Genomic DNA, 15,832 nt, shown 5'->3' on the forward strand with positions numbered 1-15,832 from the left:
GGGTTGTTTCTCCGCTCCTCATGTATCTAAAGGTATACATTCCGCTCCTTGGAAAAGAAATACGCTAATGCTCGCGTGCGATGTAAATTCGGGGGGAGTTTTTCTGTGCTCGAAACTGCACCGCCTCGAACTTGTCGGTCCTTTTCATCCTCCTTTTGAACACGGTATTTATCATGTGAAAATTAATAACTCATTAATGTGAGCACATCATATCCTTCAAGCTTTTCCATTCCATTTAAATAAGAGAGTTCAATCAGAAAAGCACAGCCGGCAACTACGCCTCCAAGCTCTTCCACCAATTGAATGGTTGCATCTATCGTTCCGCCTGTTGCGAGCAGATCGTCGGTGATCAATACACGCTGGCCGGGTTTGATCGCATCTTTATGAATCGTCAGGACATTTTCCCCGTACTCAAGCCCATAATCGACTTTAATCACCTCGCGCGGGAGCTTTCCTTCTTTCCTGACAGGTGCAAAGCCGGCTTCGAGCGCATAGGACACCGGACATCCAATGATAAAGCCTCTCGCTTCCGGTCCCACAACCAGGTCGATGTCTTTTTCATGGGCATATTCAACTATTTCATCCACTGCTGATTTGAATGCTTTTCCGTTATTCATCAATGGCGTAATATCTTTGAACTGTACACCTTTTTTCGGCCAATCTTCAACAATTTGCACGTGTTTTTTATAATCCATAAACAAGTTCCTCCTCAAGCGTATGCCTGTCATTCATACATTCCAATAACCATGATTTCAATTCATCATATGTTGAATAGTATAATGTTTTTTCAATTTCAGCTCTATTTAAGCGTTCCTGGTATACCTCTGATTCCGTTAAATCTTTTTTAGCAGGATTGTTGCTCAATTGTATAACACCATTTTCTATTTTAACAAAATCAAGATCAAAAAACACGTTTGCCATAAATATTAACTTGTCATGTGTCCATGCTTTAGCTTCTGTGATCATAGCTGCTTCTTTATTGATATCAATCTGTTGTCGCTTGGCCAGAAGGGCGTAGAGCCATTTAAAATCCTCTCTTGAAGGAAATGGTTTCATAAACACACTATCGTTCAGGTGAAAACATACATGAATATTAAGCGGATTTAACTGCTGAATCAATGATTGCAATGTCTTCAAGTCTTGTGGCAAATCATACAAAAATAGATTGTGGACATTTTTCAAGTGCCTTATATCGGTATCATATGCAACAGGGTGAACATTATCAAAGTACGTATTATTGGACGATAATGTTTGCGTAACTGCTGCATGATCCCCATTAGTGGAAACATAATGCGTCAAATCGAATTGTTTTGCGCCGCGATGATCGAATAATTGTTTTTCATCAATTTTCATATCCTGCATAACCATTTGGACTTTCCGAAAACCATTCCATTCATTGATGTTAAGCTCACCGACAATCGACACCTCTGTTTTTGGCGAGAGATGGTCATATAAATCTCCAAAACCGAAACCGATTCCGTCCATTGTTTTATTCTGTTCTTTAAATTGCATCTTTAAATGATTCTTATTGGCTCCAATTTTTCTGGCATCGTTGGGAATTTCCTTTATGTGAAAAACCGGCTTTGGATTGGCCATGCCAAAAGGTGCCAGCTGACCGACCTCTTCAACCAATGCCTCATTAATCTCAGGCATGGCTATCGTTTTAGTCACTTCAACCTCTTGTGTGAAATCTTCGTTTCGAAGTTGCTGATGAATGATATCGTTAAGCTCAGTTTTTAACTGCTCCAGATTATCCAGCGGAAGTGTCATGCCGGCTGCCTGGGCGTGACCGCCAAATTGCGTGAAAACATCTCTGATTTCCATGCAGCCTGAGAACAAATCAAAAGCCGGAATACTTCTGGCAGAGCCTTTTGCGATGCCTTCTTCCGGTAAAATGGATAGAACGATTGCCGGGCGGTCGTATTTCCGCACAAGATTTGAAGCCACTATCCCAAGCACACCCTGATTCCAGCCTTCTTTCGCAGCAATAATAACCCCTTGTCCATCTCGAGAAGCCACCATTTCCTCAGCTTCTTTTACAATATCACTGACAATTTTTTGGCGTTTTTGGTTGATCGATTGGACCTGGTCAGCTATTTTGTCAGCTTCATCCTGATCATCTGTCAGCAATAATTGAACTGCAAGGTCAGCATCCTGTAATCTGCCGACCGCATTCAATCTGGGCCCGATTGAAAAGCCGATAGCTTCTTCATTAACATCCCCACTGATACCGCAAACTTTCTTTATAGCGACAAGTCCAGGTTTGTCACTTACTGATAAAGCCTTTAATCCATAAAAAGCCAGGATGCGATTTTCATCGATTAATGGGACAAGATCAGCTATTGTGCCAATCACTAAGTAGTCAAGGTATTGCTTTGGAAAATAGCCCAGAAGACTTTGTGCAAACTTGAATGCAACGCCCGCACCTGCAAGTTCTTTAAATGTGTAGTCAGGAGAACATTTTGGATGTATAATCGCAAAAGCATCCGGCAATTGCTCTTGTGGCTCGTGATGATCGGTGATAATCAGATCCATTCCTAATTGTTTAGCAACAGCCGCTTCATGTGTAGAAGCTATTCCTGTATCGACTGTTATAATTAATTGGCAGCCATGTGCATGAGCCGCTCTGAATGCTTCCTCATTTGGTCCATATCCTTCTGTAAAGCGATTCGGTATATAATAGTCACAATTTGCGCCAAGTTCCTGCAGTGCTTTAATCATGATAGCGGTGGAGCTAACCCCATCAGCATCATAATCGCCATAGACAAGAATTTTTTCATTTGCACTGATTGCTTTATGTACGCGCTCTGTCGCTTTTTCAATATCCGCTAATAAATTGACACTGTGTAAATTATTCAGATCAGGAGATAAAAACTCCTCAGCTTCTTCATCTGATGTGATTCCCCGCTGTAATAACAATTCTTTAATTAGCGGTGAGAATTTATTGGAATTCAAATTTGATAAATCGTTTTGTTCTTTTGGAAATTTCCATTTCATTTTACTCTTTAACATAAACTCACCCCTGACTTATCCAGTATACAAAAGATAGTCACGGGGAGCAATCAGGTTTATTTATCGTTATGAGTATTATCAGAGTCGTCGTTTGCTTTATTTTTGGCCTCGGACTCACTTAATAAATTATGTTCTTTTAATGTTTTTTGCATTTGTTGTTTCTCTGTCCGCAGCACATTTCTCTCACGCTGCAACCGGATAATCTTCACAAGTCCGGCCGCCGCCGTTATGATGCCTCCCATTAATACAGAAAACAAGATAACGAGTATCAGTGGTGCTTCACCGCTTCCAAACAGATAATTAACTTCTACGGGATTGACATTGATCACTGCGAATACCGCAACAATAATAACAAAAATAATGGCAAAAATGACATAAGTTTGACCTCGCAAAGTTTTCCCTCCTTCTTCTGTTACATCTTCTAAATTACCCTTTAACTTTTAAAACTAACCATAATGAATGAACCTCTAAAAGCTGATCAGCATTCAGAGGTTCATTTTCATTAAACTTGCGGGCCTTCTGTCCGTTTCTTTTTGGCAAAAACAACCGGCTTTTCTTTAATATTCTTCCCGCGCCAGACAAGCCATATCTGTGCAGCCAGGAACAGAGACGAGTACGTACCCGCCAAGAGCCCGACAGCAAGTGCAATGGCAAAACCGGTAATCGATTGTGCTCCAAGGAAGAGAAACGCCAGGACAGCAATCAACGTGGTGACAGTTGTGTTAATACTGCGTGTCATGGTTTGCACAAGACTGCGATTAACGATTTTTGCCAGTTCCTTAAACGATGTGATGCGCTGTTGTTTCCTTAGATTCTCGCGGATCCGATCAAAGGTGACAATTGTGTCATTGATGGAATAACCGATAATCGTAAGTATTGCGGCAACAATCGTCACATCAAACTCAATCCGGGTCAGACTGAATATCGCCAGAATGAAAAAGGCGTCATGTACAAGGGCGATAATTGATGTCACCGCAAAGATCAACTCAAATCGCAGTGTTACATATATGACAATGCCAATAGACGCGATCGCAACGGCATAGATGGCATTTTTAACGAGTTCTTCCCCGACGATTGGTGAGACAACACTGACACTCGTATCGGCATTAAAATTTTCTTTAAAGTACGTCTGTATATCAGCAATACGATCTTCATCAATCACTCGGTCATAGCGGAGGATAGCTCCGTCGTTATTATCACCGGTCAATACAACCGATTCGGCTTCTAATTCAAGCTCCTGCAGGCCATCCTCGATTTCGTCCGTGTTCAAGCTATTCTCTGCTGCCAATTGGATCCTTGATCCGCTGGTAAAGTCAATTCCCGGGTTCAATTGGAATATACCAATTACAATTCCCCCAACAATGACCATTATGGATGAAGCTAAGAAAAACTTCTTCCGGTGCTGAGCAACATTCGGTTTCCGGTTGAAAACTTTTGGTTCGTATTCAGTCGAATCAGCAATATCCTTAATATCTTGTCGTTTCACACCAAACCAGCCCGGGCGATTTTTAAGGAACTTGCTTTTTACCCATAAACTCATGAGCAATCGTGTTCCGAAAACGGCGGTCAGGAAACTGACAACAATACTTAAAATCAGCATTGTCGCAAACCCTTTTACAGAGCTTGTGCCGAATGTAAACAGCACAGTCGCAGCCAGCAGCGTCGTAATATTAGCATCGACTATCGCTCTCAGAGAGTTTTTCGAGCCGGCTCTAAATGCTGCCTGAATTGATTTGCCTTCCCTTACTTCTTCCTTGATCCGTTCAAATGTAATGACGTTTGCATCCACCGCCATACCGACACCGAGAATTAATGCTGCAATTCCCTGAAGTGTCAGGACACCATTCATCAGATTAAAAATCAATAAAACCAAGAAGATATAGACACTTAAGTTAATGGCTGCGATAATGCCCGGGAAACGATAGGCAATCATAATATACAGAAACACAAGACTTATGCCGATAATTGCTGCAAAAACTGTTTTATCAAGTGCTTGTTCACCAAACTGCGCCCCGACTGTATTGGAGTACAGCTCCGTCATATTGACCGGAAGCGAACCGGCATTGATAATATCTGCGAGTCGCTGGGCCGAATCAACGGTGAAATTACCTGTAATCTGGACATTTGTTGTGTTGAGTGTTTCTTGCACGCCGGCGGCAGAAACATATTTCGAATTTTCTTTCTGTACTTCTTCATCAAATGAATCGCCTTCCTGATAATCCATCCAAATCACTAATAAATCTTCCCGTTGTGGAAAAGGAACAGCCGGGTTATATTTGGAAGATAATTCACTTGTGATGTCACGGAATTTCGATGCATCCTTCAGCTGCAATGTCACAATCGGCTCGTTCGTCTGCTGGGAGAAATCCTGACTGGCAGCCCCTTCAACCAAGTCACTTCCATCCATCAGTTGCTCATCTTCCACATTTCTGAAAGACAGACGTGCAGAAGTCGACAGCAGTTCACGGGCTTCTGCCTGATTTTCAACACCGGCAAGCTGAACACGAATTCTGTCATCACCTTCTATATCGATGTTTGCCTCACTGATTCCCAGCCGATCCACTCGATCATTCAGGATTCGTACAGTAGATTCCAGCAGTTCCCTGTCAGTCTCCTGATCTTCCTCGACAGGTTCAACTTCATATAAAACTTCAAAGCCGCCCTGAAGATCAAGACCTAAGTTAATATCTTTCGTAATTCCTGTTACCGTTGACCCAATCGTTCCTGCCAAAATAAGTACGATTAGAAAAAAGGCAACAATTCTGCCTCTGGTTTTCATCTGTTGTTTTGCCTCCCTCAATAGCTCACGGGTCCATTATGTATTCATTAATTGTTTTTAGTCTGATTATCTCCAGTCAATGCAGCAATTGATGCCGCTAAGTCTTCATCCTGATGAGCATTGATTGTCAAATAACTCATGTAAATATTTGATGACAGATGAAAAATATCCTGCACAATTTCATATAAACGTTTGGAAGGCTCGCCTTTCCACACTTTTTCCTGCAGGCATTTCCATACATCTTCACTCGTTGCCTGATTATATCCGATCAACTTTAATTCGGCTGCTTTGCTGTTTAAAGCCGGTTCAATTTCTGATTTCCAATCATTCACTTTTTTAACAACTTCCACGATAATATCACCTCTTTCAAACGAAAGACTGGTTATGTCTTTATGCTTGTCATGCTTGGCCTACTTCTTTGCATATATATTATTGTATCTGAAATTTTATTTTTTGAGAAGGTAGGTCGGCAATATTGGCCAAACAATCATTTCTAAAAGGCACATTAATTCTTATCGCAGCAGGCATGATAACAAGGCTGCTCGGTTTTATAAATCGTTTGGTGGTAGCCAGAGTAATGGGTGAAGAAGGTGTCGGTTTGTATATGATGGCACTTCCTACATTGTTTCTGGTCATTACATTGACACAGCTTGGTCTTCCTGTGGCTATATCCAAACGGGTATCTGAAGCAGAGGCTAAAAATGATAAAGCCAAAATTAAGCGGATTCTTGTTGTCTCCCTGCTTCTCACCGGAGTTTTAAGTGTTGCTTTTACAATTGGCATGGTCATGGCTGCACCTTTTATCGCAACAACTTTGCTGACTGATGAACGGACGCTTTATCCACTGATTGCCATTAGCCCAATTATACCAATCATAGCTGTGTCTTCTGTTCTGAAAGGCTACTTTCAAGGGAGACAGAACATGAAGCCGCAAAGTTTTGCCCTGGTTATTGAACAGATTGTAAGGATTGCTTTTGTCGCTATTTTTATCAAGCTTCTTATCCCGTATGGGGTGGAGTTCGCTGCTGCAGGTGCTATGTTCAGTGTTATTTTGGGTGAGCTGGCTTCACTGGCCTATCTTATTTATTTATTTAAACGTAAAAAAATCGTTCATATCAGGCACCGTTTTTTATATTACGTGAAATCCGGTCAAGATACAATCAAGGAGCTTTTTTCAATCGCACTGCCAAGTACCGGCAGCAGGCTTATCGGCAACATATCACATTTTCTGGAGCCGATCCTTGTTGCCCAGAGTCTTGCCATTGCAGGCATTTCCAGTTCTATGGCAACAAAACAATACGGCGAATTGACCGGTTATGTATTACCGTTGCTGTTTTTGCCTACTTTTATTACAAATTCCTTGTCAATTGCCCTGGTGCCTTCTATATCCGAGGCAGATGCCAATCAAAATAAAGGTCTGATCCATCACAGGATTCATCAATCAATCAGAATATCATTTGCATCAGGCGCATTGGCAACGATTGTTCTGACATTATTTGCCTCACCTATATTACAATATATGTATGGAACAGACAACGCCAGTCATTTTCTAGTGCTGATGGCACCTTTCTTTATTCTGCTTTATATCCAATCACCATTGCAAGCTGCCTTGCAGGCTCTTGATTTAGCGAGACCTGCTATGGCAAACAGCTTAATCGGTGCAGCTGTAAAACTCACTGTTATGTTTTTGCTTGCTTCTAATCCTGACTTTGGGATAAATGGAGTTGCCATTGCTATGGCAGTTGGCGTTGTACTTGTTACGCTGCTTCATCTCATGAGCCTTCACAAGAAAATTGGCTTCATGATCGCCTGGGGTGATTTGTTTAAAATGGGGTTGTTGATCTTCTTTTTGCTGCTGTCGGGAAATTTTTTAAAAGATATGTTCACGAATTTTGAAACCAATCTATTCATTTTCATTCTGATGCTTTTCATTTTGACCATCATTTATATATTACTTCTTTTTGCCTTACGGTTTATTACGCGGGAAGAGTTAAGTCAGCTACCAATAATTAATAAATGGTTCGATTAAAAAAACGCTGTGTCTGCAGCGTTTTTTTAATCATTTAAGAACCCATATATGGAATCAAGTAACGAATATAAATGTAAACTGTTGCAACTATAAGCGACAATATAACAAACGGAAGACCATATAGCAAAAAGCGGATAAATGACAGTTTCTGGTTCTCTCCCTCAGCCAGACCTGCCACGACCACATTGGCCGAAGCACCAACCAATGTGGCATTCCCCCCAGACAGGCACCTAATGCCAGTGACCACCAAATAGGATCAAGGTAAACCATTCCATAGCCTTCAAGCTCTTCAACAACCGGGATCATGGCTGCTACAAACGGTATATTATCCACAATTCCTGAAAACAAGCCGGAAATCCACAAAATTAATATAGCGGTGACTGCAAAATCACCATCTGTCCATAATATAATCGCTCTAGCCAGTTCATCAATAATCCCTGCCGATTCAAGCCCGCCGACTAATGTAAAAAGACCGATAAAGAAAAACAGTGTCACCCATTCCACTCGCGAGAATACTTTTTCTGTTTCCAGCTCTTTTTCGGTGAGCAAAAGCAATAATATAGCCCCGCTCAAAGCAATAACAGTCAGATCGATATGAATAAAGGAATGCAGCAAGAAACCGATTAAAGTCATAGTCAACACAGCAATGGATTGATATAACATAGGTGTTTTGACAAGATATGACGATGCCTCAGTTTTCATCAATTCATCGACATTTCTGTTTTGGGCCTGCAATGTCTTCCGGAACAAGGGCAGCATTATCATTAACATAATGAAAAACATGATCACCGCTACCGGTGCAAGGTGATTAATAAATGACAAAAAGGTGAAATTCTCAACTGCCTGTCCAATCATGATATTCGGCGGATCCCCAATAAGTGTAGCAGTCCCGCCTATATTGGAACTGAAAATAATAATCAGTAAATAAGGAAAAGCAGGTAAATTTAATTGCTTGGTTACCTTCAGAATGATCGGCACCAGAATGAGAACCGTCGTCACATTATCCAGCATTGCGGAACCTAAAGCAGTGAGGATACTGACACCAATGAAGAGCGGAACGGGCGCTCCTCTTATTTGCTGAGCAAATCTGACAGCAATAAATGAAAAAAGCCCTGTTTTCTCAGTTATAGAAATAAGCACCATCATTGAGAACAATAATGAAATCGTATTCCAATCAATATAATTTTCAAACACATCATCGACACTGTAAACACCGGTCAATAACAACAAAGCGCCGCCAGCCATTGCAACGACTGCGCGATTTATTCTTTCTGTCATAATAAATATATAACTGACAATAAAAATGATTCCCGCCAATAGTATGTCCATACGCCATCCTCTTTTTAGTAAAATTGGTTGTTCTTTAATCCGTGTTCAAAAATAAGGATAAAGTGAAACTTCATTCAGCGGAATGAATTTTTCCGTTGAATGTTAGTTGAACAGAATCGGGCATTTATGGTCAGTTAGCCGCCGTTTTTTGGGCGGGTTACTAATCATTATATGCGGGGAAAAAGGACCGAGAAGTTCGAGGCGGCGAAGCTCCCAGTACCGGAACGTATGCAGTTAATACGTGAGTAACGGAAAATCAAGCCAACGAAAAATTCGACGTGTCATTTTTACCGGACTTTTTGAACAACCTCTTTTACAGATATATGCTATGAAAAAACAAAATATTTTGAGTCTATTTTTTGTTTGAATGAATAGGATGATAATACATGGACAATCTTTGGAAGGGAGGCGGACAGAATCCGCAAACAACAATTTATCGCCCTGCTGTACGGATGGATCATTGTTTTAGGACTGATACTGCTGATGAGTGTTATACTCGCAGTTCTGCTGCAATTCACGGGAATGAACGAAACAACGTTATCATGGGTGACGTTGGCAGTCGGTTTAATCAGTTTATTTATTGGCGGTCTTATTGCCGGTATAAAAGGAAAAGAAAAAGGATGGGTGATTGGGGCAATTACTGGGGCAGGCTTTACACTTTTTACATTTCTTGTTCAATACCTTGGTTATCAGCAAGGGTTTTCATTGGAGCAGTCGCTTCATCATACGGGATTTATACTGGCAGCCCTTCTTGGCGGAATGATTGGCGTGAATTTAATCAAATCCAATAAGCAATAACTAAAAAAGGAAGCCAGTTTTGTGTGATTGGCTTCCTTTCATATTAGCTTTATGTATCATTCATAAAGTGTTATTGTGCATCGTCATTTTTAACTTCCCGAATTGCTGAACGGTCATAAGTCAACCTCGGTCCGTCGCCTGGTTGAAGGATAACTGTATTTTCGTCAATCGCATGGATTTCAGCATGAAAACCGCCGATTGTAACCACTTTATCACCCTTTTGCATGTTATCTTGCATTTGTTTGACTTGCTTTTGTCTCTTTTGCTGTGGACGGATAAGCAAGAAGTAAAAAATGACAAACATTAAAATAATGGGCAACAATGTTGCGAGCATTTCCATTTATATATTCCCTCCTCTATCAAAAATTCTTGGCATTCTCTTGGTTGAAACCATATTGTTCAAAGAATGCTTCTTTAAAATCACCAAGCCGATCCTCACTGATAGCAGTTCGTACTTGCTTCATCAATTCTATCAAAAAATACAAGTTATGATAAGTCGTAAGCCTGAAACCAAATGTTTCGTTGCATTTGACTAAATGCCGGATATAGGCACGCGTATAATTCTTGCAGACATGACAGTCACAATTTTCGTCGATTGGACTGAAATCACGGGCATACTTGGCATTCCTTACGACCAGACGGCCACCCGACGTCATACATGTCCCATTGCGTGCAATCCGTGTCGGCAAAACACAGTCAAACATATCGATGCCCCGAATAGCGCCATCAACCAAGGAATCAGGTGACCCCACCCCCATCAGATAACGTGGTTTATCCGCTGGTAAGATCGGTGTTGTAAACTCTAACATCCGATTCATGATGTCTTTCGGTTCCCCGACAGACAGACCGCCGATTGCATACCCCGGAAAATCCAATGAAACCAGATCTTTCGCGCTTTGCTTTCTCAAATCATCATACTCACCACCCTGAACAATACCGAATAAGCCTTGTTCAGATGGCCGTTCATGCGCTTTCAGGCAGCGCTCAGCCCAGCGGGACGTTCGTTCAACCGAAGCTTTCATGTAATCGTGTGACGCAGGGTATGGCGGACATTCATCAAACGCCATCATGATGTCTGACCCAAGCGAATTTTGGATGCTCATTGCCTTTTCCGGCGAAAGAAACAGCTTTTCACCGCTCAGATGATTCCGAAAATGAACGCCTTCTTCTTTTATGTCCCGCATATCACTTAAGCTGAAGACCTGAAAACCTCCCGAATCAGTCAAAATTGCCCCGTCCCAGTTCATAAACCGATGAAGACCACCCGCTTCTTCTATAATATCTTCACCCGGCCGCAGCCACAAGTGATATGTGTTGGACAAAATAATATTTGCATTCATTTCTTGTAATTCTTCCGGGCTCATCGTCTTCACTGTAGCCAGTGTTCCCACAGGCATAAATGCCGGTGTGTCAAATGAACCGTGCGGGGTATGGACTTTCCCGAGACGGGCACCGGTCTGTTGGCATGTTTTAATGTGTTCATACGTTATTGCTGTCATATTAATCGTTCCTTTTTAAAGGTTTTCTAAACAGTTTGCCTTTTATGAAAAAGCATTCAAAGGATTAACATCGCGTCGCCAAAGCTGAAGAATCGGTACCGCTCATTAACAGCCTCCTGATAAGCATTCATAATACTTTCTCTGTTGGCAAACGCACTCACCATCATAATTAACGTTGACTTAGGCAAGTGGAAATTAGTAATAAGGCCATCAATCGCTTGAAATTCATAAGGCGGATAAATAAAGATATCCGTCCAGCCGCTTGATTCGGCAAAATTACCGTTGTTATCCCGGACAATTGTCTCCAGTGTCCGTGTTGACGTTGTACCGACTGAAATAATCCGGCCGCCATTTTCTTTAACGGTTTTTAGTTTTTCTGCTGTTTTCCCCGACATGTGGTAAAACTCAGCATGCATTTTATGTTCTTCAATCTTATCTGCACTAACCGGCCTGAAGGTGCCCAGTCCGACATGAAGCGTAATGAATTCAATCGATACGCCCATCGCCTTTATCTCATCCAGCAGTTCATTTGTGAAATGCAAACCTGCAGTCGGAGCGGCAGCTGAACCTTCTTCACTTGCATAAACTGTCTGATAGCGTTCCTTCTCTGACAGCTGTTCTTTAATATAAGGCGGAAGCGGCATCTGGCCCAGTTCATTTAATATTTCATAAAAAATGCCCTCATACGCCAGCTGTAAAATACGGCCGCCATGATCTTTAAGACCCGTGCACGTCGCACGAATTTTTCCATCGCCGAAATTTATAACCGTTCCTTTTTTTACCTTTTTAGCCGGTTTTACAAGGACTTCCCACAAATCCTTTCCTTGCTGGTGTAGAAGGAGAACTTCCACGTTTGCCCCTGTGTCTTCTTTTATGCCGTACAACCTTGCAGGCAGCACACGGGTATCATTCAATACGAGACAATCACCTTTTTTTAAGTATCGTTTGATATCGGTGAACTGTTTATGCTCTATTTCTTGTTCAGTCCGGTGCAGAACGAGAAGCCGGGAGGCATCCCTGTTTTTCAATGGCGTCTGTGCTATCAGGTCGTCCGGCAAGTCAAAATCAAATTCATCTATGTTCATGATGCTCTCCTAACTGTTTTTAAATGCTGTTCAAAAAGTCCGGTAACAATGACACATCGGTGTTTCTAGTTGGCTTGTTTCTCCGCTCCTTGGAAAAGAAAAGCACTAATGTTCGCGTGCGATGCGGACTCAGACTTTTAGCGAAATTTTCCTAAGATAAAAAAGATGAGCGTTAAAATAACACTGACAACAATCGATGTCATAATCGGAAAATGAAGTGTGAAATTTTCCCTTTTAATTGTAATATCTCCGGGCAACTTCCCGATAAACGTCCAAATAACACCAATTACAACAAAAATAATGCCAAGGGTGATAAATATTTTCCCCATATTCAGCCGTCTTCTTTCCTGATTCCTAAATGCTGGTATGCCTTCTGTGTGATGACACGCCCGCGTGGGGTACGCTGGATAAAACCGATTTGCAGTAAATATGGTTCATATACATCTTCTATCGTCTGGGCTTCTTCCCCGACTGTTGCTGCAATCGTATCCAATCCAACCGGTCCGCCTTGAAAACCATCGATAATGCTCTTCAACAGTTTGTGATCAATATGGTCCAATCCGGCATCATCAACCTGAAGCATCTCAAGTGCACGATCTGTTGTTTGCAGACTGATTTCTTTTTCACCTTTTACTTGTGAAATATCACGAATCCGTTTTAGCAGCCTGTTGGCAATACGAGGTGTTCCTCTCGATCGGCGGGCAACCTCACCAGCTGCCTCATGGGTAATCGATGTCTTAAATATTTCGGTCGTCCGCTCAACAATATCACACAATTCTTTTGCATCGTAAAATTCCAGGCGGCTCAGTACACCAAAACGATCACGCAATGGCGCAGACAATAATCCCGCTCTGGTAGTGGCTCCAACCAGGGTGAATGGCGGCAAATCGATGCGGACGGATCTTGCGCTCGGTCCATCACCAATGACAATATCGATGAAAAAATCTTCCATTGCCGGATATAATATTTCTTCCACAGATTTTGGCAAACGATGAACCTCATCAATGAACAATACATCACCAGGCTCAAGTGACGACAGAATGGCTGCCAAATCACCGGACCGTTCAATCGCCGGACCGGAAGTGGAGCGGAATTGCACACCCATTTCGTTGGCAATAATTGCAGCCAGCGTCGTTTTACCAAGACCAGGCGGCCCGTATAACAATACATGGTCCAGTGCTTCTTCACGCATTTTGGCTGCCTGGATAAAAATACTTAAATTCTCTTTTATCTTTGGCTGGCCTATATATTGTTTCAAGTTTGTGGGCCGGAGACTGAGCTCAACAGTGGAATCTTCATTTTGTAATTCACCTGTTACCATACGCTCTTCCATCATCATCCCACCTTATTTATTCTTCATAAGCAATGCTAATGCGATACGGACCGTTTCATCAGTGCCGCTCGTGCTTTCTTTCCTCAATTCTGGGAGCACTGCTTTAATTTCACGTTCAGTGTAGCCAAGCGATTTTAATGCTTCCTGTGCTTCTTGTAATCCTTCTGACGTTTCACCGGCTTGCAAGTCTTCTGAAGCTCCGGCCGGAATGGATACCACCGTGGATAATTTGCCTTTTAAATCAAGAATAATTTGTCTGGCTGTCTTTTTGCCAATGCCGGGAAGGCTTGTCAGAAATTTGTCATCTTCTTGTTCAATGGCTGCTATCAATCCGGCCGCATCAACACTTCCCAGTATAGACAATGCTCCTTTGGGCCCGATACCGGATACAGAAATCAGATTGGTAAATAGTACTTTTTCATCTTCATTCCGAAAACCATAAAGAATTTGTGCATCCTCCCGCACATAATGATATGTACTGACCGAAACGTCGTTATATAAAGATGACTGAAACACAAATGGATCGGGACATATAATCTCATAACCGACCCCGTTTACATCCACAATCATGGCGTTTTCATCTATTTTAACCAATGTTCCTTTTATATAAGCAATCATCAGACCTTCTCCTTTATCCCGCCTGTAACTGGCAGTAAGACCCCACCTCAAATGTTCGCGTATACGATGAAGATTAGGTTAGGGATGGCTGCCAGTAAATGTCCGATTCTTTCATCTAACAATTAGTGGGGGGAGAAAGAACCCCCGCTGATTGAAGATTCACTTTATCTCCCTGAACCTATCTTAACATAACTATTCATGAAAAAGTTAATATGGGAAATGATTAACGCGGGTATAACTCACCTGAGAACATAACAGGCCTTACCCGAGCAGGTGGACTTTTATTTCTCTCCGGGCTGTTCAAGCTTCCTGAATATTACGTTCAAAAGAAAACTTCCATTCTCAATAACTGAGAACAGAAGTAAGAATGCCGCTAACCGTCTATCTCCATGTTGTGGTGGATGTCTTGAGTATCTTCACTATCCTCCAGCATATCAATCAGGTTTAACATTTTTTGTTCGTCTTCCTCAGAAGGGGTACTGTGTGTTTGCGGGAAAAATGTCACATCGGCTTCTTCAAGTTCATAGTCATTATCACGCAGATAGTCGCGTACATTTTGAAAACTTTCCGGAATCGTGTAGATTTCAAACACACCATTTTCATAGACGATGTCATCAGCTCCGGCCTCTATTACTTCCATGCTGATTTCGTCCTCATCAATAGCTCCGTCTTTGTTCTCGATCACAATGTAGCCTTTACGGTCAAACATAAATGTTACACTGCCGTTCTCACCGAGATTTCCGTCATTCTTTTTAAAAGCATGCCTGACCTCTGATGCGGTTCTGTTTTTATTGTCGGTCAGAACATTGATAATAACAGCAATGCCGCCAGGCCCGTAGCCCTCATAGGTGATTTCTTCATAATTTGCACCGTCCAGGTCACCGGTTGCTTTTTTGATAGCACGGTCAATATTGTCATTGGGCATATTATCTGCTTTTGCCTTATCAACTGCTGTCCGAAGTGAGGGGTTCATATCAAGATCCCCGCCGCCTTCCTTAGCGGCCGTATATATATTTTTTGCATGACGCATAAATATTTTGCCTTTTTTTGCATCCTGAGCATTCTTTCTTCGTTGTATATTATGCCATTTAGAATGACCTGCCATAAGACAGACTCCCCCTCTGTACATGAATTTCCTTATTAACTATACCAAAAAAGCCGATATGAATAAAGCGAAACTTTATTCAGCGGGACGATTTTATCCGCTGAATATTAGTTGAGCAGAATCAGGCATTTAGGGACAATTTACCGCCGTTTTTTGGCGGGTTATTGTCCCTTACATGAGTGGAAAAGCGAAACTTTATTCAGCGGGACGATTTTACCCGCTGAATATTAGTTGAGCAGAATCAG

14 protein-coding genes and 1 pseudogene are annotated in these 15,832 nt (G+C 41.9%); 2 read left to right on the plus strand and 13 right to left on the minus strand.

Annotated elements, in window-relative coordinates; all coding sequences use genetic code 11:
• Positions 1–182: 182 nt before the first annotated feature.
• The 5 genes from AOX59_RS05915 to AOX59_RS05935 all read right to left on the minus strand — a co-directional run bounded on the left by AOX59_RS05915 (position 183) and on the right by AOX59_RS05935 (position 6,141).
• Positions 183–695 (minus strand): adenine phosphoribosyltransferase, encoded by a 513-nt coding sequence (locus AOX59_RS05915; RefSeq protein WP_068443187.1) that lies wholly within the window; start codon positions 693–695, stop codon positions 183–185.
• Positions 685–3,012: a single-stranded-DNA-specific exonuclease RecJ gene (recJ, locus tag AOX59_RS05920; protein WP_068443190.1), complete on the minus strand. Its 2,328-nt coding sequence runs from the start codon at positions 3,010–3,012 to the stop codon at positions 685–687. The genes AOX59_RS05915 and recJ overlap by 11 nt, the downstream gene beginning before the upstream one ends.
• A gap of 56 nt (positions 3,013–3,068) precedes the next feature.
• On the minus strand, positions 3,069–3,404 hold the full coding sequence (locus AOX59_RS05925) for a LapA family protein (RefSeq protein ID WP_068443193.1): 336 nt from the start codon (positions 3,402–3,404) through the stop codon (positions 3,069–3,071).
• Positions 3,405–3,514: 110 nt separating this feature from the next.
• Positions 3,515–5,791: a protein translocase subunit SecDF gene (gene secDF / locus AOX59_RS05930; RefSeq protein ID WP_068443196.1), complete on the minus strand. Its 2,277-nt coding sequence runs from the start codon at positions 5,789–5,791 to the stop codon at positions 3,515–3,517.
• A gap of 47 nt (positions 5,792–5,838) precedes the next feature.
• Positions 5,839–6,141 carry a post-transcriptional regulator gene (locus AOX59_RS05935; protein ID WP_068443199.1) on the minus strand — a complete coding sequence of 101 codons (303 nt, stop codon included), beginning with the start codon at positions 6,139–6,141 and terminating at the stop codon, positions 5,839–5,841.
• 125 nt (positions 6,142–6,266) lie between these two features.
• On the opposite strand from AOX59_RS05935, the gene spoVB reads away from it, so the two are divergent.
• A complete protein-coding gene (gene spoVB / locus AOX59_RS05940; RefSeq protein WP_068443202.1) occupies positions 6,267–7,820 on the plus strand; it encodes a stage V sporulation protein B in 1,554 nt (517 codons plus the stop codon).
• A 34-nt stretch (positions 7,821–7,854) separates the two neighbouring features.
• On the opposite strand, the pseudogene AOX59_RS05945 reads toward spoVB, so the two are convergent.
• Positions 7,855–9,149: pseudogene (locus tag AOX59_RS05945) on the minus strand (ArsB/NhaD family transporter).
• Between the two features lie 417 nt (positions 9,150–9,566).
• On the opposite strand from AOX59_RS05945, the gene AOX59_RS05950 reads away from it, so the two are divergent.
• Complete coding sequence (locus tag AOX59_RS05950; protein WP_068443204.1) at positions 9,567–9,947, plus strand: TIGR04086 family membrane protein; 381 nt, start codon at positions 9,567–9,569, stop codon at positions 9,945–9,947.
• 70 nt (positions 9,948–10,017) lie between these two features.
• Here AOX59_RS05950 and yajC read toward each other — a convergent pair whose 3' ends face one another.
• The 7 genes from yajC to AOX59_RS05985 form a co-directional block, all read right to left on the minus strand.
• Positions 10,018–10,287: a preprotein translocase subunit YajC gene (yajC, locus tag AOX59_RS05955; protein WP_068443206.1), complete on the minus strand. Its 270-nt coding sequence runs from the start codon at positions 10,285–10,287 to the stop codon at positions 10,018–10,020.
• A 19-nt stretch (positions 10,288–10,306) separates the two neighbouring features.
• Complete coding sequence (tgt, locus tag AOX59_RS05960) at positions 10,307–11,446, minus strand: tRNA guanosine(34) transglycosylase Tgt (protein WP_068443209.1); 1,140 nt, start codon at positions 11,444–11,446, stop codon at positions 10,307–10,309.
• A 56-nt stretch (positions 11,447–11,502) separates the two neighbouring features.
• On the minus strand, positions 11,503–12,531 hold the full coding sequence (gene queA, locus AOX59_RS05965; RefSeq protein ID WP_068443212.1) for a tRNA preQ1(34) S-adenosylmethionine ribosyltransferase-isomerase QueA: 1,029 nt from the start codon (positions 12,529–12,531) through the stop codon (positions 11,503–11,505).
• Positions 12,532–12,668: 137 nt separating this feature from the next.
• On the minus strand, positions 12,669–12,860 hold the full coding sequence (locus AOX59_RS05970; protein ID WP_068443215.1) for a DUF2905 domain-containing protein: 192 nt from the start codon (positions 12,858–12,860) through the stop codon (positions 12,669–12,671).
• Positions 12,861–12,862: 2 nt separating this feature from the next.
• Positions 12,863–13,864, minus strand: a complete 1,002-nt coding sequence (gene ruvB, locus AOX59_RS05975) for a Holliday junction branch migration DNA helicase RuvB (protein ID WP_068443218.1) — start codon at positions 13,862–13,864, stop codon at positions 12,863–12,865.
• A gap of 12 nt (positions 13,865–13,876) precedes the next feature.
• The gene (gene ruvA / locus AOX59_RS05980; RefSeq protein ID WP_068443221.1) at positions 13,877–14,482 is read right to left on the minus strand and encodes a Holliday junction branch migration protein RuvA; all 606 of its coding nucleotides are present in this window, start codon (positions 14,480–14,482) and stop codon (positions 13,877–13,879) included.
• A gap of 373 nt (positions 14,483–14,855) precedes the next feature.
• On the minus strand, positions 14,856–15,587 hold the full coding sequence (locus AOX59_RS05985) for a YebC/PmpR family DNA-binding transcriptional regulator (protein ID WP_068443224.1): 732 nt from the start codon (positions 15,585–15,587) through the stop codon (positions 14,856–14,858).
• Positions 15,588–15,832 lie beyond the last annotated feature (245 nt).

Source organism: Lentibacillus amyloliquefaciens, from assembly GCF_001307805.1.
In the GTDB taxonomy this organism is placed as follows: Bacteria; Bacillota; Bacilli; order Bacillales; family Amphibacillaceae; genus Lentibacillus; species Lentibacillus amyloliquefaciens.

Excerpts from the sequence above, each read along its gene's own strand:
- tgt (WP_068443209.1), bottom strand. The coding sequence starts at position 11,446 with ATGACAGCAATAACGTATGAACACATTAAAACATGCCAACAGACCGGT.
- AOX59_RS05985 (WP_068443224.1), bottom strand. The coding sequence starts at position 15,587 with ATGGCAGGTCATTCTAAATGGCATAATATACAACGAAGAAAGAATGCT.
- recJ (WP_068443190.1), bottom strand. The coding sequence starts at position 3,012 with ATGTTAAAGAGTAAAATGAAATGGAAATTTCCAAAAGAACAAAACGAT.
- secDF (WP_068443196.1), bottom strand. The coding sequence starts at position 5,791 with ATGAAAACCAGAGGCAGAATTGTTGCCTTTTTTCTAATCGTACTTATT.
- ruvB (WP_068443218.1), bottom strand. The coding sequence starts at position 13,864 with ATGGAAGAGCGTATGGTAACAGGTGAATTACAAAATGAAGATTCCACT.
- AOX59_RS05970 (WP_068443215.1), bottom strand. The coding sequence starts at position 12,860 with ATGGGGAAAATATTTATCACCCTTGGCATTATTTTTGTTGTAATTGGT.
- ruvA (WP_068443221.1), bottom strand. The coding sequence starts at position 14,482 with ATGATTGCTTATATAAAAGGAACATTGGTTAAAATAGATGAAAACGCC.
- queA (WP_068443212.1), bottom strand. The coding sequence starts at position 12,531 with ATGAACATAGATGAATTTGATTTTGACTTGCCGGACGACCTGATAGCA.
- yajC (WP_068443206.1), bottom strand. The coding sequence starts at position 10,287 with ATGGAAATGCTCGCAACATTGTTGCCCATTATTTTAATGTTTGTCATT.
- AOX59_RS05915 (WP_068443187.1), bottom strand. The coding sequence starts at position 695 with ATGGATTATAAAAAACACGTGCAAATTGTTGAAGATTGGCCGAAAAAA.